Consider the following 20,863-nt stretch of genomic DNA (forward strand, 5'->3'; position numbering starts at 1 on the left):
AAAGTGCGAGACTTTAAAATGAAAAAGAATGAAAAAAAATATTTTTTTTGACAAAAAAGTTTGCGCAAACTAAATAAAACCTTAAATTTGCACTCGCTTAACAGCACTGCTGGTCTATGGTGTAATGGTAACACAACTGTTTTTGGTGCAGTCTTTCTAGGTTCGAGTCCTAGTAGACCAACATAAAAAGCCTCTCAAATCGAGAGGCTTTTTTTTATGCAAAAAATTTGGCTTAAAAATTTGCACAATTTAAATAAAGGTTTAATTTTGCACCCGCTTAACAGCATTGCTGGTCTATGGTGTAATGGTAACACAACTGTTTTTGGTGCAGTCTTTCTAGGTTCGAGTCCTAGTAGACCAACATAAAAAGCCTCTCAATCGAGAGGCTTTTTTTATGGAATAAATTTAAAATTTAAAGTATTTGTTTCTTCATTAAAATTTTAGTTTAAATTTTTAAGGTAATAACAGGTTTTACGGCATGATTTACTAAGCCTTCGCTAATACTTCCGTTAAAAAAGTGCGCAAAACCAGTTCTTCCATGCGTACACATTCCAATAATATCGGCGTTTATGCTGTTGGAGAAATTGATGATTCCTTTTTCAATATTGGTGTCGTTATAAATATGTGTGTCGTAATTTGTAAGATTGAAATGATTTGTAAAATCCTTAATTGCTTTTTCGATTACATGGGTTGGTTTGAAGCTGTTTGGAGTGCAAATGGTTACTAAATGTAGTTTTGCATCAAATAATTTAGTGACATTTAAGAGTTTTTCAAACGGTTTTTTCGTTTCTTCTGTAAAATCAGAAGCAAAAACAATATTCTGGACGTTGAAATCTGAAATATCTTTTTTGATGACTAAAACAGGAATTTCAGAATTTCTCACCACTTTTTCGGTATTTGAGCCAATTAATAATTCTTCAAGTCCCGAAGAGCCGTGAGAGCCCATAATAATTAAGTCAATATTGTAATCTTTGCTTACTTGAGTAATGCCGTGAATTGGTTTGTCCATTTTTACAACTTCCGTGACCTGAATTCCATCAAGAAAAGGGCTTTGTGAGATTGCGTCAAGAGTCTCATTTGCTTTTTGCATAAAAAGCATAGTTTCGGGAATACTTACACCTCCAAATATTGCATCATTGGTTTGATGCGGGAATTCGAGCATATGTAAAATAATGATTTCAGAATCGTTTTTTTTGGCGATTTGAGCGGCGATTTTTAAGGCGTGTTCTGCATGTTCTGAAAAATCAGTAGGTACTAAAATTCGTTTCATAATTTTCGGGTTAAATTATTAGAATAATATGTTTTTGAACGCTACTATAAAGATAAGAAATATTTTTAGAGCAATCTATTTATTTGATTTATAAAAAAATCACTATATTTGCACCGTTATTTATTAAAATCTAAATAATGAGGGGACTAATTGTCCCCTCTTTTTATAAAATTATGACATTTAAGGAAAAAGTAAACGAATTAATTACAGAAGCTCTTCTGGAAAAGCCATCGATCTTTTTGATTGATCTTGCGGTTTCGGATTCTTTTAAAATTAGTGTAGGTTTAGACGGAGATAATGGAGTGGCGCTTCAGGATTGTATTGACATTAGTCGTGCAATCGAGAATAATCTGGATCGTGAAGAACAGGATTTTTCGCTTGAAGTTGCATCGGTTGGAGTAGGTTCTCCTTTGAAATTAATAAGACAATACAAGAAAAATATTGGTAGAACGTTGATTGTTACTACAAATAATGAAAAAATTGAAGCAGAATTAGTAGAAGCTAACGATGTTTTTATAATTTTGTCTTGGGAGGCAAGAGAACCAAAAAAAGTAGGAAAAGGAAAAGAAACAGTTCAAAAAGAACAACAGATACCTTATACAGAAATTAAAGAGGCAGTTGTTACAGTAACATTTTAATTAAAGAATTCGCATGGAAAATTTAGCATTAATCGATTCATTCTCAGAGTTTAAAGATAATAAACTTATTGATCGTGTAACGCTTATGGCAATTTTAGAGGACGTGTTTAGAAATGCATTGAAGAAAAAATACGGTTCTGATGATAATTTCGATATCATTATAAATCCTGATAAAGGAGATATGGAGATATGGAGAAGAAGAGTTATCGTTGCTGACGAAGATCTTGATTTTGAAAATGAAGAAATTACTTTGACTGAAGCAAGAATGATCGAAGCGGATTTTGAAATTGGTGAAGAGGTTTCTGAAGAGGTAAAATTGATTGATTTAGGAAGAAGAGCTATTTTGGCTTTACGCCAAAACTTAATATCTAAAATTCACGAACACGATAATACAAATCTTTACAAGCAATTTAAAGATATTATTGGTGATATTTATACTGCCGAAGTGCATCACGTACGTCCAAGAGTTGTTATTTTAGTTGACGATGAAGGAAACGAAATTGTGCTTCCAAAAGAAAAACAAATTCCATCTGACTTTTTCCGTAAAGGAGATAATGTTCGTGGAATCATTGAAAGCGTTGAATTAAAAGGAAATAAACCACAAATTATTATGTCTAGAACTTCTGAGAAGTTTTTAGAAAAATTATTTGAACAAGAAATTCCTGAAGTATTCGACGGTTTAATTACAGTTAAAAATGTAGTGCGTATCCCGGGAGAAAAAGCAAAAGTTGCTGTAGACTCTTACGATGACAGAATTGATCCTGTTGGAGCGTGTGTAGGTATGAAAGGATCTCGTATTCACGGAATCGTTCGTGAATTAGGAAACGAAAATATCGACGTAATCAACTATACAAACAATATTCAATTGTTTATTACAAGAGCATTAAGCCCTGCAAAAGTTTCTTCAATCAAAATTGACGAAGAAAACAAAAGAGCTGAAGTTTTCTTGAAATTAGAAGAAGTTTCTAAAGCAATTGGTAGAGGAGGTCACAATATTAAATTAGCGGGTCAGCTAACAGGTTACGAATTAGATGTTATTCGTGAAGGAGATGTTGCAGGTGCAACGGCTGATGAAGACGATGTTGAATTAACAGAGTTCTCAGATGAAATCGAAGACTGGGTAATTGAAGAATTTGCTAAAATAGGTTTAGATACTGCAAAAAGTATCTTAAAACAAGAAGTAGAAGATTTAGTAAGAAGAACGGATTTAGAAGAGGAAACTATTCTTGACGTTATGAAAATACTAAAAGAAGAGTTTGATAACTAATTATCTGCTCTAACAACACAACGAAAAAGGTAATAATAAAAAGGTTATATGTCTGAAGAGAGAGTAATAAGAATAAACAAGGTTTTAAGGGAATTAAATATCTCGTTAGAAAGAGCTGTTGATTATCTAAAAGATAAGGGAATTGCTATTGATGCAAATCCAAATGCTAAAATTTCTGACAGTGAATTTAATATCCTGCAAAGCCAATTTGCGGGCGATAAGGGGAATAAGGAAGCTTCTAAAGAAGTAGGAGAAGAGAAAAGAAAAGAAAAAGAAGCATTGCGTGTTGAGCGCGAGAAAGAAATTGAGGACAAACGCAGACAAGACGAAGAGCGTCAGAAACAACAAGAAATCATCAAAGCGAGAGCTGTTGTAACTGGGCCTGTTCAAGTTGGTAAAATTGATTTAAATCCAAAAAAACCTGCTGTTGCTCCAGAAGAACCAGTTAGGGCTGAAGAGCCTAAAACTGTTACTCCATCTCAAACAGAAAAACCTGTTCAAAAAGAAACTGCACCATCAGAGCCTGTTGCTCCTGTAGTAGCTGAAGAGAAAAAGGTGGAAAAACCAATTATTACAGAGAAAAAAGAAGTAAAAGCTGAGAATTCTAAAACAGCGCAGGAACCAATTGTTTCAACTGACCCTGCAACTGCTGAAGAAACGATCACTACTCAATATCAAAAATTATCAGGAACTACTCTTACTGGGCAGACAATTGACTTATCTCAATTTAACAAGCCTAAGAAAAAGAAGGAAGAACCGAAAATTACTCCAAATAAACCTGGAGTTCCGGGAGCTGGTAACAATAATAACGCTAATAAAAATAAGCGTAAAAGAATCGCTCCTAAACCTGGTACACCGGGTGCGCCAAAACCTGCTACAGGAAATGCGCCGGGAACACCAAATCCTAATAAAATTACTCCAAATACAGGAGGCGGAGGCTTTAATGCTAACAGAAGCGCAAGACCAGGTTTTGTAAAAGGAAACCGTCCTGCAATTGTTGCAAAAGTTGAGCCTACTGAAGAAGAAGTAAAAAACCAAATTAGAGAAACTCTTGAAAAACTTCAAGGTAAAGGTGGTAAATCTAAAGCGGCTAAATACAGAAGAGATAAGAGAGAAACGCACCGTCAGAAATCTGATGATGAGCAAAGAGCTCTTGACGAAGGAAGTAAAACAATTAAAGTTACAGAATTCGTTACGGTAGGTGAAATTGCAATCATGATGGATGTGCCGATTACTAAAGTAATTGGAACTTGTATGTCTCTTGGAATCATGGTAACAATGAATCAGCGTTTAGATGCTGAAACATTAACCATTGTTGCTGATGAATTTGGTTACGAAGTTGAGTTTATTACTGTTGATATCGAAGAAGCAATCGAGGTTGTTGAAGATAAAGAAGAAGATTTAGTAACCAGAGCGCCTATCGTTACTGTAATGGGTCACGTCGATCACGGTAAAACATCTTTACTGGATTATATCCGTAAAGAAAATGTTATCGCTGGTGAGTCTGGAGGTATTACGCAACACATTGGAGCTTACGGAGTAACTCTTGATAATGGTCAAAAAATCGCATTCTTAGATACACCGGGTCACGAGGCGTTTACCGCGATGCGTGCACGTGGAGCTCAAGTTACCGATATTGCTATTATCGTAGTAGCGGCGGATGATGATATCATGCCACAAACAAAAGAAGCAATTTCTCACGCACAAGCTGCGGGAGTGCCAATTATATTTGCAATCAATAAAATTGATAAACCAAATGCTAACGTTGAGAAAATCAAAGAGCGCTTGGCTAGTATGAATTTACTTGTTGAAGATTGGGGTGGAAAAATTCAGTCGCATGATATTTCTGCAAAAGTTGGAACAGGAGTAAAAGAATTATTAGAGAAAGTTTTATTAGAAGCAGAAATCTTAGATTTAAAATCGAATCCAAATAAAGCGGCTCAAGGAACAGTTGTTGAGGCTTTCTTGGATAAAGGAAAAGGATATGTATCAACAATTTTAGTGCAGCATGGAACTCTTAAAGTTGGAGATTATATGCTTGCAGGAAAACACCATGGTAAAGTTAAGGCGATGCATGATGAAAGAGGGCATATTGTTTTAGAAGCTGGTCCTTCAACTCCGGTATCTGTTTTAGGTTTAGATGGAGCTGCAACAGCGGGTGATAAGTTTAATGTATTTGAAGACGAAAAAGAAGCAAAACAAATTGCATCTAAACGTTCTCAATTAATGCGTGAACAATCTGTACGTACGCAGCGTCATATTACACTTGACGAAATTGGACGTCGTATCGCTCTTGGTCAGTTTAAAGAATTGAACGTAATCCTTAAAGGAGACGTTGATGGATCTGTTGAAGCATTATCAGATTCGTTCTCTAAACTTTCTACTGAAGAAATTCAAATTAATATCATACATAAAGGAGTTGGTGCAATTACAGAAACTGATGTTATGTTAGCTTCTGCATCAGATGCAATCATTATCGGATTTAACGTTCGTCCTGCTGGAAATGCAAGACAGCTTGCTGATAAAGAAGAAATCGATATCCGTTACTATTCTATCATCTACGCAGCAATCGATGACTTGAAAGATGCGATGGAAGGAATGTTAGCTCCTGAAATGAAAGAAGAAGTTTTAGGAACTGCAGAGATCCGTGAGATTTTCAAAATTTCTAAAGTTGGTTCAATCGCTGGTTGTATGGTAACAGATGGTAAAATCTTAAGGACTTCTAAAATTAGAGTTATTAGAGATGGAGTTGTAGTTCATACAGGTGATCTTGTTGCTTTAAAACGATTCAAAGATGATGTTAAAGAAGTAAGCAAAGGTTACGATTGTGGTATTCAGATTAAAGGATTTAATGATATCGAAATAAGCGATGTTATTGAAGCTTACCACGAAGTAGCAATTAAAAAGAAATTGAAATAATATTCAAATCTATATGTAAGGTCCCAATGAAAATTGGGACTTTTTTTATGCGTTCTTAATTTATATTTGTCTACTTTGATATAGTTTATAAATATTCTAGCCAACTCGAATTTTAGTATTATTTTTGGGAGAATCAATTTAATACTATATAGTATGAAACCAATAATATATTCATTCGTTTTGTTTTTATGTTTTTCTAATTTGTCTTTTTGTCAGGAAGATGTAGAAAAACCTGCTCCACCAGTGGGCAATGCATTAATTGGGGATTTTTACGGTGCAGATATTTCTAATGTTTCAATTGATAAAGCAGTTTCTGTTGAAAAGCTGGAAAGTAAATTAAAGGATATAAAAAAAGCAGAAGGGATTGCTGTAAAAGGTGAAGTGACGAATGTTTGTGAAAAAAGAGGGTGTTGGATAACTCTAAAGACAGAAGATGGTTCGTCTTTCTTTGTAAAAATGAAAGATTATGCATTTTTTGTTCCAACGGCTCTAAAAGGTAAAAAAGTAGTTTTAGAAGGTAATGCAGAGCGAAAAGTCACATCTGTAGACGAGTTAAAGCATTATGCAAAAGATGCTAAAAAATCAAAAGCCGAAATAGATGCTATTACTGTGCCAAAAGAAGAAATTAGATTTTTAGCAGATGGGATAAAAGTGGTAAACTAAATTTCGATTTATAGTTGAATCTGCAAAAGCAGAAGGATTTAAAAGATGTTTAGGTTTATAAAAAGGAAAAGCGAGATATTATCTCGCTTTTCCTTTTTATTTAGTTTTTAATTATTTACCAGGCTTAAGTAAAAAGACACTTTTGTACTTTTTTCTAATGTCAATTAAATTTCTTTCAGCTTCTATTCTTGATTTAAAATTTCCAACAATAACCTTGTAATTCGGGGTGTTAAAAATTATGGTGCCGTCAATATTTGTATATTCTCTTTTGAAGTCTGATAAAGTCTTTTTTGCATCTTCGCTTTTGCCGCTAAAAATTTGAATTCGATAAGAATCGTTTGTACTTATTGATGTGTTAAATTTACGTTTGTCGTTCAATAATTGCTCAAATTTAGGGTCTTGATTCAGTGTTAAATTTTGGCTTTGAGCATGAATATTATATGCTAATGTCAACATTGTGAATGTTAAGAAAACGTTTTTTGAAGAGGTTAAAATTCTCATAATGTGATGGTTTTTATGCAAAAATACTATTTAAAGTTTGTATGTAAAATTTTAATATTATTTAGAATTGATATAAATTGATATTTAAGACTATTTTAAGGTTTTGAGAATAGTTCATAAGTCGTATTTTTGTGCAAGTTTTAAAAGAAGGTATTAGTTTTTGTCTGATTTATTACAGAAAAAATCATACCAAAAATTAGTAGATAATTATTATACTATATGAAAAAGGTGGGTAACCATAATTCGATCTCAAGAAAATTATTACTTAGTTTATCGCTAACGTTAATTTTCTCCCTAACTTCATTTGCTCAAGATCCGGCTGCAGCTCCTGCGGCGACTGAAGCTGCTGCGGCTCCTGCTGCTGCATCTGGTGGTGGTGATCCGGTAAAAGGGAAAGAACTTTTTAATGCAAATTGCGCTGCATGTCACAAATTAGATGCTAAATCAACTGGTCCGGCTCTTAGAGGAGTTGCTGCTAAACATGAAATGGCTTGGATTTACAAGTGGGTTCATAATAGCTCTGAAGTAATTAAGTCAGGTGACCCTGTTGCTGTAAAGCTTTTTGAAGAGAATAATAAGTCTGTAATGACTTCTTTTCCTCAGTTGTCTGAAGGTGATATTGATAATATTATCGCCTATACTTCTGAAGTAAAAGCTGAGCCAGCTGCAGTTCCTGGAACTGTCCCTCCTGGGGAAAAAGTTGATGGCGGTGGAATTTCTAATAATATTATTTTAGGAGCTCTTGCTTTAGTAATGGCTATTTTAGTTGTTATGTTGTTCATGGTAAACAAAGTATTAACTAAAGTTGCAAGTAATAATGGAATTGTAGTTGGGCCTAAAGAGGCTAGAACTCCGATTTGGAAAGCATTTGCTAAAAACCAATTTTTAGTATTGGTTACTTCTATATTCTTGCTTTTAGCTAGTGGTTACTTTGTTTATGGATTCTTAATGCAGGTTGGTGTTGATCAAAATTATGAGCCAATTCAGCCAATTCACTATTCTCACAAAATTCACGCTGGAGATAACGAGATCAATTGTAAATATTGTCACTCTGCTGCACGTGTAAGTAAAACTGCTGGTATTCCTTCTTTAAATGTTTGTATGAACTGTCATAAAAATATTTCTGAAGTTGCAGAAACTACTGCTACTGCTGAGTACAGCAAAGCATTTTACGATGCTCAGATTCAAAAATTATACGATGCTGTTGGATGGGATAAGACTAAACAAGCTTATACTGGAAAAACACAGCCTGTAAAATGGGTTCGTATTCACAATCTTCCTGATTTTGTTTACTTCAACCACTCACAACACGTTTCTGTTGCAGGAGTTGAATGTCAAACTTGTCACGGTCCAGTACAGGAATTTGAAATCATGAAGCAATACTCTAAATTAACAATGGGATGGTGTGTTGATTGCCATAGAAAAACTGATGTTAAGATGGAAGGAAATGCATATTATGATAAAATTCATGCTGAACTTTCTAAAAAATACGGTGTAGAGAAATTAACTGCAGCGCAAATGGGAGGTTTAGAATGCGGTAAATGCCACTATTAATCGAATTATTAAGATTTTAATATTTATATACAATGTCATCAAACAAAAAATACTGGAAAAGTGTTGAAGAACTAGAAAATAGTTCTATTGTTGAGGCGCTTAGAAATAACGAATTTGTTGAAGAGATTCCTACGGATGAATTCTTAGGAAATGCAGATGCTTTAGCTTCATCTGGAACTTCACGTCGTGACTTTTTAAAGTACGTAGGATTTAGTACTGCGGCAGTTACACTTGCTGCTTGTGAAGGTCCTGTGCACAAGTCTATCCCTTATGTATTACAACCAGAGCAAATCATTCCTGGTGTTGCAGATTATTATGCAACTACTGTTTTTGATGGTTTTGATTTTGCTAACCTTTTGGTAAAAACTCGTGAGGGTCGTCCAATTAAAATTGAAAACAATACTATCTCTGGAGCTAAGTTTTCAGCTAATGCAAGAGTTCATGCATCTATCTTAGGATTATATGATAGTATGCGTTTGAAAGCTCCTAAATTAGATGGAAAAGCTAGCAGCTGGTCAGCGGTTGATTTAAAAATTAAATCAAGTTTAGCTGATGCAAAAGCAAAAGGAGGTCAGGTAGTATTATTAACTAATACTTTAGCAAGTCCATCTACTGAGAAATTAATAGGTGAGTTTATTGCTAAAAACCCAAATGCAAAGCATGTTGTTTATGATGCGGTTTCTTCTTCTGATGCATTAGATGCATTCGAAACTGTATATGGAGAAAGAGCTTTGGTTGATTATGATTTTTCAAAAGCTTCATTAATTGTATCTGTTGGTGCTGATTTCTTAGGAGATTGGCAAGGTGGTGGATACGATGCTGGATATGCAAAAGGACGTATTCCTCAAAACGGAAAAATGTCTCGTCATTTTCAGTTTGAATCAAATATGACTTTATCTGGAGCTGCTGCTGATAAGCGTGTACCAATGAGTACAGCTGATCAAAAACAAGCTTTAGTTCAAATTTATAATATTGTTGTTGGTGCTTCTGTTCCTGTTACTTTAGATGCTAAATTTAAAGCAGAAGTTGTAAAAGCAGCACAGCAATTAAAAGCTTCTGGTGCAAAAGGAATTTTGGTATCAGGAATCGAAGATAAAAATGCACAATTATTAGTTTTAGCTATCAATCAGGCATTGGCTAGTGAAGCTTTTAGTACTGCAGGAACAAGACAAATTAGAAAAGGTTCTAATGCTGTTGTGGCACAGTTAATTAAAGATTTGAATGCAGGAAGTGTTCATACTTTAATTATGAGTGGTGTTAACCCAGTTTACACTTTAGCTGATTCTGCTTCTTTTGTATCTGGATTGAAAAAAGTAAAAACATCAGTTGCTTTTTCTTTAAAAGAAGATGAAACTGCTGCAATATCTACAATTGCTGCTCCTGCGCCTCATTATTTAGAGTCTTGGGGTGATGTGGTAATTACAAAAGGAACTTACAGTTTAACTCAGCCAACAATTCGTCCAATCTTTGATACAAAACAATTTCAAGATGTTTTATTATCAGTGACTGGAACACCTGGAACTTTCTATGATTATGTAAAAGCTAATTCTGCAGCAATCATTACTGGTTCTTCTTGGAACAAAGTTTTACATGATGGTGTTTTTGTAATTGGTTCTACTGCTTTAGCAGGTGGTTCATTTGATTTTGCTGGTGCTGCAAGTGTGCTTTCAAAATCGAAACCTGCAGGAGACTTTGAATTAGTATTGTATACTAAAACGGGTATGGGTGATGGACAACATGCAAACAACCCTTGGTTACAAGAGTTTCCAGATCCAATTACCAGAGTTTCTTGGGATAACTACGTTACAGTTTCAAATGCTGATGCTAAAAAATTAGGATTGTCAAATGAAATTGTTGCAAACGGAGGTTTAAATGGTAGTTATGCTACTATTACTATAGCTGATGGTTCTAAATTAGAAAACGTTCCGGTAATTGTTCAGCCAGGACAAGCTGTTGGAACAGTTGGTTTAGCTGTAGGTTACGGTCGTAAAGCGGCTTTAAAAGAAGAAATGCAAGTAGGTTTAAATGCTTACGCTTTATATAAAAATTTCAATAGTGTTCAGTCTGTTTCTATTGCTAAGGCAAATGGAGAGCATGAGTTTGCTTGTGTTCAAGGGCAGAAAACATTAATGGGTAGAGGAGATATCATTAAAGAAACTACTCTAGACGTATTTAATAAAGAAAATGCTGAACATTGGAACCCACAGCCAATGGTATCTTTGGATCACCAGGAAGTAAAAGCTACTACTGTTGATTTATGGGAATCATTTGATCGTTCTACTGGACACCATTTTAACCTTTCAATTGACTTAAATGCTTGTACAGGATGTGGAGCATGTGTTATTGCTTGTCATGCAGAAAACAACGTACCAGTTGTTGGTAAAGCAGAGGTAAGAAGAAGCCGTGATATGCACTGGTTGCGTATTGACAGATATTATTCTTCTGAAAGTACTTTTGAAGGTGATAACGAAAGAAAAGAAAAAATTGCTGGTTTATCTAGTTCATTATCTACATTTAATGAAATGGAAAAACCTGGAGATAACCCACAAGTAGCATTCCAGCCTGTAATGTGTCAACACTGTAACCACGCACCATGTGAAACAGTTTGTCCGGTTGCTGCAACTTCTCATGGTCGTCAAGGTCAAAACCACATGGCATATAACAGATGTGTTGGTACTCGTTACTGTGCTAATAACTGTCCATATAAAGTTCGTCGTTTCAACTGGTTCTTGTATAACAAAAACAGTGAATTCGATTATCACATGAATGATGATTTAGGTCGTATGGTATTAAACCCAGACGTAAACGTTCGTTCTCGTGGAGTTATGGAAAAATGTTCATTCTGTATCCAAAGTACTCAAGCTGTTATCCTTGAAGCTAAACGTCAAGGTAGAGTAGTAGCTAAAGACGAGTTCAACAATGCTTGTGCATGTTCTGCAGCTTGTTCTTCTGGTGCGATGGTATTTGGAGATGTAAATGATAAAGAAAGCGAAGTTGCTAAATTAGCAGAAAGCGATAGAATGTATCATTTATTAGAGCATGTTGGTACAAAACCAAATGTTTTCTACCACGTAAAAGTTAGAAACACTTAGTAAAATTATTAATTAAGAAACAATATAAAGGATTATGTCGTCTCACTACGAAGCACCCATTAGAAAACCTTTAGTTATAGGTGATAAATCATATCATGATGTAACTGTAGATGTGGCAGCGCCTGTTGAAGGACCTGCAAATAAACAATGGTGGATTGTATTTTCAATCGCATTAATAGCCTTCCTTTGGGGGTTAGGCTGTATAATTTACACCGTATCTACCGGAATTGGAACATGGGGATTAAATAAAACAGTTGGTTGGGCTTGGGATATTACTAACTTCGTTTGGTGGGTTGGTATTGGTCACGCTGGAACTTTGATTTCTGCAGTACTATTACTTTTCCGTCAACGTTGGAGAATGGCTATTAACCGTTCTGCAGAAGCAATGACTATCTTCTCAGTAGTTCAAGCAGGTTTATTTCCAATTATTCACATGGGACGTCCATGGTTAGCATACTGGGTTTTACCTATTCCAAATCAATTTGGATCTTTATGGGTAAACTTTAACTCACCATTGCTTTGGGACGTATTCGCAATCTCAACGTATCTTTCAGTATCATTAGTTTTCTGGTGGACTGGTTTATTACCTGACTTTGCAATGCTTCGTGATAGAGCTATAACTCCATTTAATAAAAGAGTTTATTCTATTCTAAGTTTCGGATGGAGTGGAAGAGCTAAAGACTGGCAGCGTTTTGAAGAAGTGTCTTTAGTATTAGCTGGTTTGGCTACACCTCTTGTACTTTCTGTACATACGATTGTATCTATGGACTTTGCTACTTCTGTAATTCCAGGATGGCATACAACAATTTTCCCTCCATACTTCGTTGCTGGAGCGGTATTCTCAGGATTTGCAATGGTAAACACATTGTTGATCGTTATGAGAAAAGTTTCTAACCTTGAAGCATATATCACATTACAACATATCGAATTAATGAACATCATTATCATGATTACAGGTTCGATTGTAGGTGTTGCTTACATCACTGAGTTATTCGTAGCTTGGTATTCAGGTGTAGAATATGAGCAATATGCGTTCTTAAACAGAGCTACCGGACCTTACTGGTGGGCATATTGGTCAATGATGACTTGTAACGTTTTCTCTCCACAATTTATGTGGTTCAAAAAATTAAGAACAAGTATCATGTTTTCATTTATTATTTCGATCGTTGTAAACATCGGAATGTGGTTTGAAAGATTCGTAATTATTGTTACTTCTTTACATAGAGATTACCTTCCATCTTCTTGGACAATGTTCTCACCAACATTTGTTGATATTGGAATTTTCATCGGAACAATTGGTTTCTTCTTTGTATTGTTTTTATTATACTCTAGAACATTCCCTGTAATTGCTCAGGCGGAGGTAAAAACAATTTTGAAAGGAACAGGAGATAATTACATTAGAGAAAGAGCAAATAAAGATTCACATCATGAGTAATAAAGTAATATACGCCATTTATAATGACGATGATATTTTGATGGATGCAGTAAAGAAAACCAGAGCTGCTCATCATCATATTGAAGAGGTTTTTACTCCATTCCCAGTTCACGGATTGGATAAAGCCATGGGTTTAGCACCAACAAGATTAGCAATTTGTGCTTTCCTATATGGATGTGTTGGTATTTCTGTTGCAACATTCATGATGAGTTATATCATGATTCATGACTGGCCGCAGGATATCGGTGGAAAACCAAGTTTTAGTTTCATTCAGAATATGCCTTCTTTTGTGCCAATTATGTTTGAGATGACTGTATTTTTCGCTGCACACTTAATGGTAATTACTTTTTATATGAGAAGTAGATTATGGCCATTTAAGCAAGCTGAGAATCCTGATGTAAGAACAACAGATGACCATTTCTTAATGGAAGTTGCTGTAAGCGATAACGAAGCAGAACTTGTTTCTTTTTTCGAAGGTACAGGAGCTGTTGAAGTTAAAGTAATTGAAAAGAATTAATTGTAGCTATGAAAAGGATATATAAAATAACACTTTTAGTTGGTATAACTATTTTAGTTTCATCTTGCCACAATAATTCGGCACCAAACTATCAGTATTTCCCGAATATGTATGAATCTGTTGCTTATGAGCCATATACAGAGGCAAAAATATTTAAAGGAGACAAAGAAGGACAGCTTCCTGTAGAAGGAACTATTAATAGAGGTTTTGAGCCTTATGAGTATGAAAATTCAACTGCAGGTTATGAATTAGCAAAAGCTAATTTAAAATCTCCTTTGACTGAAGAAGAAAGAAATTCTGGAAAAGGTAAAGAGCTTTTCGAAATTTATTGTATTAGCTGCCATGGTGCTGCTGGTAACGGTAAAGGTAAATTGGTTGAAAGAGAAAAATTTCTTGGAGTACCTAGCTATAAAGACAGAGATATCACTGAAGGAAGTATATTTCACGTTGAAACTTATGGTTTAAATGCAATGGGTTCACACGCAAATCAATTAAGTGCCCACGAACGTTGGTTAGTTGCTGACTATGTTCTAAAACTAAAAAGCCAATTATAATTGTTGAACAAACTGATCGTAATAGATATGTATACATTTTCAAGTAAATTAAAAACTTTTTCTATCATCTTAATGGTTCTTGGACTATTAGGAATTGGGTATGGTTTTTTAAGTGCGCCTAAAGATATTCAAGAAGTTGAAAAAATACTAGCTGCTGAGGCTCATGGTGAACATGGTGCTGCTCATGCGGAATCTGCAGAGGTTTCCCATAAAGAAGCAGGACATCATGAAGCTGCCGCTGAAGCTTCACACGAAGAACACAAAGGTGGAGAGCACGCAAAAGTTGGCGCTGCTGATGAACACACAGAACATTTAAATCACGTATTGCACCAATTGCAAAACAAGCCTTGGTCTGCATTATATGTAGCTTGTATTTTCTTTTTACTGCTTTCTATGGGGGTTTTAGCTTTTTACGCTATTCAACAAGTTGCTCAGGCAGGTTGGTCTCCAGTTTTGTTTAGAGTTATGCAAGGTATTACAGCTTATTTGCCTGCTGGTTCTATCATCTTTTTTATAATCTTAGTTTTATGCGGATTACATTTCAATCATATTTTTGTATGGTTAGGAGAAGGAGTTACTGATCCAAAAAGCGCTAACTATGATGAAATTATTGCTGGTAAAGCTGGTTACTTAAACTTTCCTTTCTGGATCGTTAGAGCTGGTATCTTTTTACTAGGATGGAATTTATACCGTCATTATTCAAGAAAAAACTGTTTAGCTCAAGATGAAGCTAATGATGATCTTTATTACAAAAAGAACTTTAAGTTATCTGCTGGATTCTTAGTTTTCTTTATTGTTTCTGAGTCAATTATGTCTTGGGATTGGATTATGTCATTTGATCCACACTGGTTCAGTACTTTGTTTGGATGGTATGTTTTTGCTTCTTTCTTTGTAAGCGGAATTACTTCAATAGCATTAGTTACAATATATTTAAAATCTAAAGGATATTTAGAATATGTAAATACAAGCCATATTCACGATTTAGCTAAATTCATGTTTGGTATTAGTGTTTTCTGGACTTATTTATGGTTCTCTCAATTTATGTTGATCTGGTATGCTAATATTCCAGAAGAGGTAACTTATTTTGTAACAAGAATTCAATTATATAACCTGCCTTTCTTTGGTGCAGTTGTTATGAACTTTGTTTTCCCATTATTAATATTAATCAATACTGACTTTAAGCGTCTTAGCTGGGTTATTGTTATGGCGGGTGTTGTAATATTATTAGGTCATTATGTTGATTTCTTTAATATGATTATGCCTGGTACAGTTGGAGACAAATGGTTTATTGGAGTTCCTGAAATTGCGTCTATTCTTTTCTTCTTAGGTCTATTTATATTTGTTGTATTTACTGCATTAACTAAGTCACCTTTGCTTGCAAAAAGAAATCCTTTCATCGAAGAAAGTAAACATTTTCATTATTAATATTTAAAGAAGTAAACAGATGACAAGTTTGTTGGTAATTATAGTTTTAGTTTTATTAGCAGTTGCGCTATGGCAATTGACCAAGATATTTGATCTTACTCAAGTAGGATCTTCTTCGGACGATTCTCAAGTTGCATCAGATAATGATAATAACATTCAGGGATATATTATGTTTGGCTTTTTGGCATTCATTTATATATTTACTATTTATGGTTTACTAAAATGGGGTAATTTGGCACTTCATACTCCTGCTTCTGAGCATGGAATTTTAGTAGATAGTTTAATGAATATTACTTGGGTTTTAATCTTTACAGTACAGGTTATAACACAAGGTTTACTATATTGGTTTTCTTTTAAAAATAGAGGACATAAAGATAGAAAAGCTTTATTCTTTGCAGATAGTAATAAATTAGAAGCAATCTGGAGTATTATTCCATCTGTAGTTTTAGCTTGTTTAATTCTTTATGGATTATATGCTTGGAATAACATTATGTTTGTTGACAAAGATGAAGATGTAGTTGAAATCGAATTATACGCTCAACAATTTAAATGGACTGCTAGATATGCAGGAAATGATAATGTTTTAGGAAAAGCTAACGTACGTTTAATTGAAGGAATCAACACATTAGGAGTTGATATGTCAGATCCTAATTCTCAAGATGATATTGTAGTTACTGAACTGCATATTCCTAAAGGTAAAAAAGTACATTTCAAAATGCGTTCTCAAGACGTTTTACACTCAGCTTACATGCCTCACTTTAGAGCGCAGATGAACTGTGTACCTGGAATGGTTACTGAATTTGCTTTCGTTCCAACTTACACTACTGCAGAGTACAGAGAGTTGCCATTTATGATTGAAAAAGTGGCAAATATCAATAAACTTAGAGCTGAAAAAAGTGTTGAGTTAGTTGCAAAAGGAGGAACTGCTTTAGATCCTTATACATTTGATTATTTATTATTATGTAATAAAATTTGTGGAGCTTCACACTATAACATGCAAATGAAAGTTGTTGTTGATACTCCGGAAGATTATAAAAAATGGTTAAGTGAAAAAACAACTTTAGCTCAGGACATTAAAGCGGCAGCTGCTGCTGAAAAACCAGCTGAAGGAGTTGAAGGAACTGCTGTAGATACTGCCGCTAAAGTAAAAGATACTGTAAAAGCAGTTATCGATACTGTTAAGGCTGCGGTTGCTAAAGTAGCTATGAAATAATATTATTAAGAAAATTTAAAGTACACATATATGTCAGCAGAAGCGCACGGTCACGATCACGGACACGATCACGAGCACGAACATCATCATAAAGACACGTTCATTACTAAATATATTTTTAGTATTGATCACAAAATGATTGCTAAACAATACTTAATTACTGGTATTGTTATGGGAGTAATTGGTATTGCAATGTCCTTGCTTTTCAGAATGCAATTAGCGTGGCCAGAAGAGTCTTTTAAAATATTTAATGTTTTATTAGGAGATAAATTTGCACCTGATGGTGTTATGGCAAATGATATTTATCTGGCTTTAGTTACAATTCACGGTACCATCATGGTATTCTTTGTACTGACAGCTGGTTTGAGTGGAACTTTTAGTAACTTACTTATTCCACTTCAAATTGGAGCGCGAGATATGGCTTCTGGATTTATGAACATGATTTCATACTGGTTGTTTTTTATATCTGCTGTAGTAATGTTATGCTCTTTATTTGTTGAAGCTGGACCAGCTTCTGCAGGTTGGACAATTTATCCTCCATTAAGTGCTTTACCACAAGCGATCCCAGGATCAGGAGCAGGTATGACTTTATGGTTAGTTTCAATGGCTATCTTTATTGCATCTTCATTAATGGGATCATTAAACTACATTGTAACTGTTATCAATTTGAGAACTAAAGGAATGTCTATGACTAGACTTCCACTTACAATCTGGACATTTTTCGTAACAGCTATTATTGGTGTTATTTCATTCCCAGTATTATTATCAGCTGCTTTATTATTGATTTTTGACAGAAGTTTTGGTACTTCATTCTTCTTATCTGATATCTATATTGCAGGAGAGGTTTTACACTACCAAGGAGGTTCTCCAGTATTGTTTGAGCACTTATTCTGGTTCTTAGGCCACCCTGAGGTTTATATCGTAATCTTACCAGCGATGGGTCTTGTTTCTGAAATTATGGCTACGAACTCTCGTAAACCAATCTTCGGATACAGAGCGATGATTATGTCAGTTCTTGCAATTGCATTCTTATCAACTATTGTATGGGGTCACCACATGTTTATCTCTGGTATGAATCCTTTCTTAGGATCTGTATTTACCTTTACTACTTTATTGATTGCAATTCCGTCTGCTGTAAAAGCTTTCAACTGGATTACAACTTTATGGAAAGGTAACTTACAGTTTAACCCTGCAATGTTGTTCTCTATTGGAATGGTTTCTACTTTCATCACTGGAGGTTTAACTGGAATCATTTTAGGAGATAGTACTTTAGATATTAACGTTCACGATACTTACTTCGTAATTGCTCACTTTCACTTAGTAATGGGTATCTCTGCACTTTACGGAATGTTTGCTGGTATTTACCACTGGTTCCCTAAAATGTACGGAAGAATGTTAAACAAAAACTTAGGTTATATTCACTTCTGGGTTACAGCAGTTTGTGCTTATGGAGTTTTCTTCCCAATGCACTTTATCGGATTAGCTGGTTTACCAAGACGTTATTATACAAACACTAACTTCCCATTATTTGATGATTTACAAAATGTGAATGTTTTAATTACAACATTTGCTCTTGTAGGTGGGGCGTTCCAGTTAGTATTCTTATACAACTTCTTTAGCAGTATTTTCTATGGTAAGAAAGCAATTCAAAATCCATGGAGATCTACAACTTTAGAATGGACAACTCCAGTTGAACATATTCACGGAAACTGGCCAGGAGAAATTCCTCATGTATACCGTTGGCCGTATGACTATAGTAACCCAAATCATGATGTAGATTTTGTTCCTCAAAATGTACCAATGAAAGAAGGTGAAGAAGTTTTACACCACTAGAAATATCAAAAGACCGTCAGAAATGACGGTCTTTTTTCTTTAGTTAAAGTTTTAATCGTTCAGATTTACTGTTTTACAAACTGATTAGTTTCTATATCTTTGTAGAATGAATGAGAACCTAGATCCTACTACAAAAGGATATAACCCAGAAGAATTAGATCTTGAAAAAAGATTGCGTCCACTGTCATTTGATGATTTTGCCGGCCAGGACCAAGTTTTAGAGAACTTAAAAGTTTTTGTCGCAGCTGCAAATCAGCGTGGTGAGGCACTTGATCATGCTTTGTTTCATGGACCTCCTGGGCTTGGTAAAACGACTTTGGCTAATATTCTTGCAAATGAGCTGGAAGTAGGTATCAAAATTACTTCGGGACCTGTTCTGGATAAACCGGGAGACTTAGCCGGTTTATTAACTAATCTTGATGAAAGAGATGTTTTGTTTATTGATGAGATCCATCGTTTGAGTCCTATTGTGGAAGAATACTTATATTCTGCAATGGAAGATTTCAAAATTGATATCATGATTGAATCTGGTCCAAATGCAAGAACAGTTCAGATCAATTTAAATCCTTTCACTTTAATTGGTGCAACTACCCGTTCTGGATTATTAACAGCTCCTATGAGAGCTCGTTTTGGGATTTCATCACGTTTACAATACTATTCTACAGAACTTTTAACCACTATTGTGGAGAGAAGTGCAGGTATATTAAAAATGCCAATTGATCTCGAAGCAGCAATTGAAATAGCAGGCCGCAGTCGCGGAACTCCTCGTATTGCAAATGCATTATTACGTAGAGTTCGTGATTTTGCACAGATAAAAGGCAATGGTACTATTGATCTTGAAATTGCCAGATATGCACTAAAAGCATTGAATGTAGATGCTCATGGACTTGACGAAATGGACAACAAGATATTATTAACCATTATCAATAAATTCAAAGGAGGTCCGGTTGGACTTTCAACTTTGGCTACAGCCGTATCTGAAAGCAGTGAAACTATAGAGGAAGTTTACGAACCTTTTTTAATTCAGGAAGGATTCATTATGCGTACTCCGCGAGGTCGTGAAGTTACAGAGAAAGCTTATAAACATTTAGGAAAGGTAAACACAAATATTCAAGGCGGATTATTTTAAGGATATATTATGAAGCATCTCGTTTTATTTTTACTATTTACTTATTGTTGTTCTTTTGGTCAGACTAAGTATTTTCCGCATCTTGCTTATGGAAAATCGTCGCAGCAAGTTTTAGATCTATACATTCCGGATGAGGGTTTAAAAGATGTACCAGTTGTTATACTTCTTCATGGAGGTGCATGGTCAATGGGCGGACTTGAATATACGAGTAAACATGCTCAGGATATCTGTAATAGAGGATTTGTTGTTGCGAATGTCGATTACCGTTATGTAAGTGATAATGTTTCAGCTAAAGATTTATTAGCGGATATCGATGCAGCTGTTACTTACGTTTCAGAAGCTTCTAATAAATACGGTTATGGAAAGAAAGAATATCATATTGTTGGAATTAGTGCTGGGGCCCATTTGGCATTGTTATATGGTTATACTAAAAAAAATATGAAATCTATAACAGCACTTTGCGCACCATCAAGATTAGATTCTTCTGAAGCTGTCGAATTTATGAGAAAGAATGGTCATTTGGATATTATCGAAAAACTGGCAGGAACTAAAATTGAAAATGGAACTGATCCTGCATTAATTAAAATAAGTCCTTTTAATACTATTTCGAATATACCAACATTGCTGATTCATGGTGATGCAGATAATTTGGTTAATGTCAGTCAATCTCAAAATCTTTATGATGAATTAAAAAGGAAAGGTGTAGAGACGAAATTGATAATTAGAGAAGGTAAAGGTCATGATGTTGGAATGAATACACCTGAAACTGAAATTCAGAATATTAATGATATTGCAGAATGGATTATACAGCACAATAAATAATTTTGATTATCAAGATAAAGATCAATATTCA

At 34.7% G+C, this 20,863-nt stretch carries 16 protein-coding genes and 2 tRNA genes; 16 read left to right on the forward strand and 2 right to left on the reverse strand.

Features of this window, described 5'->3' with window-relative positions:
• The first annotated feature begins 110 nt into the window (after positions 1-110).
• Positions 111-181: transfer RNA gene (locus J2Y38_RS07175), tRNA-Gln, on the forward strand.
• A 109-nt stretch (positions 182-290) separates the two neighbouring features.
• Positions 291-361: transfer RNA gene (locus J2Y38_RS07180), tRNA-Gln, on the forward strand.
• 84 nt (positions 362-445) lie between these two features.
• On the opposite strand, the gene J2Y38_RS07185 is transcribed toward J2Y38_RS07180, so the two are convergent.
• Entirely contained in the window at positions 446-1,270 is an 825-nt protein-coding gene (locus tag J2Y38_RS07185) for a universal stress protein (RefSeq protein WP_309840924.1), read from the reverse strand.
• A 173-nt stretch (positions 1,271-1,443) separates the two neighbouring features.
• Here J2Y38_RS07185 and rimP point away from each other — a divergent pair, with 173 nt between their 5' ends.
• The 4 genes from rimP (at position 1,444) to J2Y38_RS07205 (ending at position 6,757) form a co-directional block, all read left to right on the forward strand.
• Entirely contained in the window at positions 1,444-1,908 is a 465-nt protein-coding gene (rimP, locus tag J2Y38_RS07190; protein WP_053474404.1) for a ribosome assembly cofactor RimP, read from the forward strand.
• A 13-nt stretch (positions 1,909-1,921) separates the two neighbouring features.
• Positions 1,922-3,175 carry a transcription termination factor NusA gene (gene nusA, locus J2Y38_RS07195; protein ID WP_053474392.1) on the forward strand — a complete coding sequence of 418 codons (1,254 nt, stop codon included), beginning with the start codon at positions 1,922-1,924 and terminating at the stop codon, positions 3,173-3,175.
• Between the two features lie 48 nt (positions 3,176-3,223).
• Positions 3,224-6,094, forward strand: coding sequence for a translation initiation factor IF-2 (infB, locus tag J2Y38_RS07200; RefSeq protein WP_309840925.1), 2,871 nt, complete (start codon positions 3,224-3,226; stop codon positions 6,092-6,094).
• 153 nt (positions 6,095-6,247) lie between these two features.
• Positions 6,248-6,757 carry a DUF4920 domain-containing protein gene (locus J2Y38_RS07205; protein ID WP_309840926.1) on the forward strand — a complete coding sequence of 170 codons (510 nt, stop codon included), beginning with the start codon at positions 6,248-6,250 and terminating at the stop codon, positions 6,755-6,757.
• Between the two features lie 111 nt (positions 6,758-6,868).
• Here the strand turns inward: J2Y38_RS07205 and J2Y38_RS07210 are convergent, their stop codons facing one another.
• Entirely contained in the window at positions 6,869-7,258 is a 390-nt protein-coding gene (locus J2Y38_RS07210; RefSeq protein ID WP_053474389.1) for an SPOR domain-containing protein, read from the reverse strand.
• A gap of 219 nt (positions 7,259-7,477) precedes the next feature.
• Between J2Y38_RS07210 and J2Y38_RS07215 the strand changes: the two genes are divergently transcribed.
• The 10 genes from J2Y38_RS07215 to J2Y38_RS07260 all read left to right on the forward strand — a co-directional run bounded on the left by J2Y38_RS07215 (position 7,478) and on the right by J2Y38_RS07260 (position 20,832).
• On the forward strand, positions 7,478-8,812 hold the full coding sequence (locus J2Y38_RS07215; protein ID WP_309840927.1) for a c-type cytochrome: 1,335 nt from the start codon (positions 7,478-7,480) through the stop codon (positions 8,810-8,812).
• Positions 8,813-8,844: 32 nt separating this feature from the next.
• Positions 8,845-11,904: a TAT-variant-translocated molybdopterin oxidoreductase gene (locus J2Y38_RS07220; RefSeq protein WP_309840928.1), complete on the forward strand. Its 3,060-nt coding sequence runs from the start codon at positions 8,845-8,847 to the stop codon at positions 11,902-11,904.
• A 34-nt stretch (positions 11,905-11,938) separates the two neighbouring features.
• Positions 11,939-13,339: an NrfD/PsrC family molybdoenzyme membrane anchor subunit gene (gene nrfD / locus J2Y38_RS07225; protein ID WP_042566279.1), complete on the forward strand. Its 1,401-nt coding sequence runs from the start codon at positions 11,939-11,941 to the stop codon at positions 13,337-13,339.
• Positions 13,332-13,856 (forward strand): DUF3341 domain-containing protein, encoded by a 525-nt coding sequence (locus J2Y38_RS07230; protein WP_115888310.1) that lies wholly within the window; start codon positions 13,332-13,334, stop codon positions 13,854-13,856. Before nrfD ends, J2Y38_RS07230 begins: the two co-directional genes overlap by 8 nt.
• Positions 13,857-13,864: 8 nt before the next feature.
• Positions 13,865-14,410, forward strand: a complete 546-nt coding sequence (locus J2Y38_RS07235) for a cytochrome c (RefSeq protein WP_073483094.1) — start codon at positions 13,865-13,867, stop codon at positions 14,408-14,410.
• A 27-nt stretch (positions 14,411-14,437) separates the two neighbouring features.
• The gene (locus J2Y38_RS07240; RefSeq protein WP_073483092.1) at positions 14,438-15,835 is read left to right on the forward strand and encodes a quinol:cytochrome C oxidoreductase; all 1,398 of its coding nucleotides are present in this window, start codon (positions 14,438-14,440) and stop codon (positions 15,833-15,835) included.
• A gap of 19 nt (positions 15,836-15,854) precedes the next feature.
• On the forward strand, positions 15,855-17,048 hold the full coding sequence (locus J2Y38_RS07245; protein ID WP_053474383.1) for a cytochrome c oxidase subunit II: 1,194 nt from the start codon (positions 15,855-15,857) through the stop codon (positions 17,046-17,048).
• Between the two features lie 30 nt (positions 17,049-17,078).
• The gene (locus J2Y38_RS07250; protein WP_309840929.1) at positions 17,079-18,881 is read left to right on the forward strand and encodes a cbb3-type cytochrome c oxidase subunit I; all 1,803 of its coding nucleotides are present in this window, start codon (positions 17,079-17,081) and stop codon (positions 18,879-18,881) included.
• Positions 18,882-18,987: 106 nt separating this feature from the next.
• A complete protein-coding gene (gene ruvB / locus J2Y38_RS07255) occupies positions 18,988-20,010 on the forward strand; it encodes a Holliday junction branch migration DNA helicase RuvB (RefSeq protein ID WP_053474381.1) in 1,023 nt (340 codons plus the stop codon).
• Between the two features lie 9 nt (positions 20,011-20,019).
• Positions 20,020-20,832: an alpha/beta hydrolase gene (locus J2Y38_RS07260; RefSeq protein ID WP_309840930.1), complete on the forward strand. Its 813-nt coding sequence runs from the start codon at positions 20,020-20,022 to the stop codon at positions 20,830-20,832.
• Positions 20,833-20,863: the final 31 nt, after the last annotated feature.

The sequence above is a fragment of the Flavobacterium sp. 2755 genome, from assembly GCF_031455715.1.
GTDB lineage: Bacteria > Bacteroidota > Bacteroidia > Flavobacteriales > Flavobacteriaceae > Flavobacterium.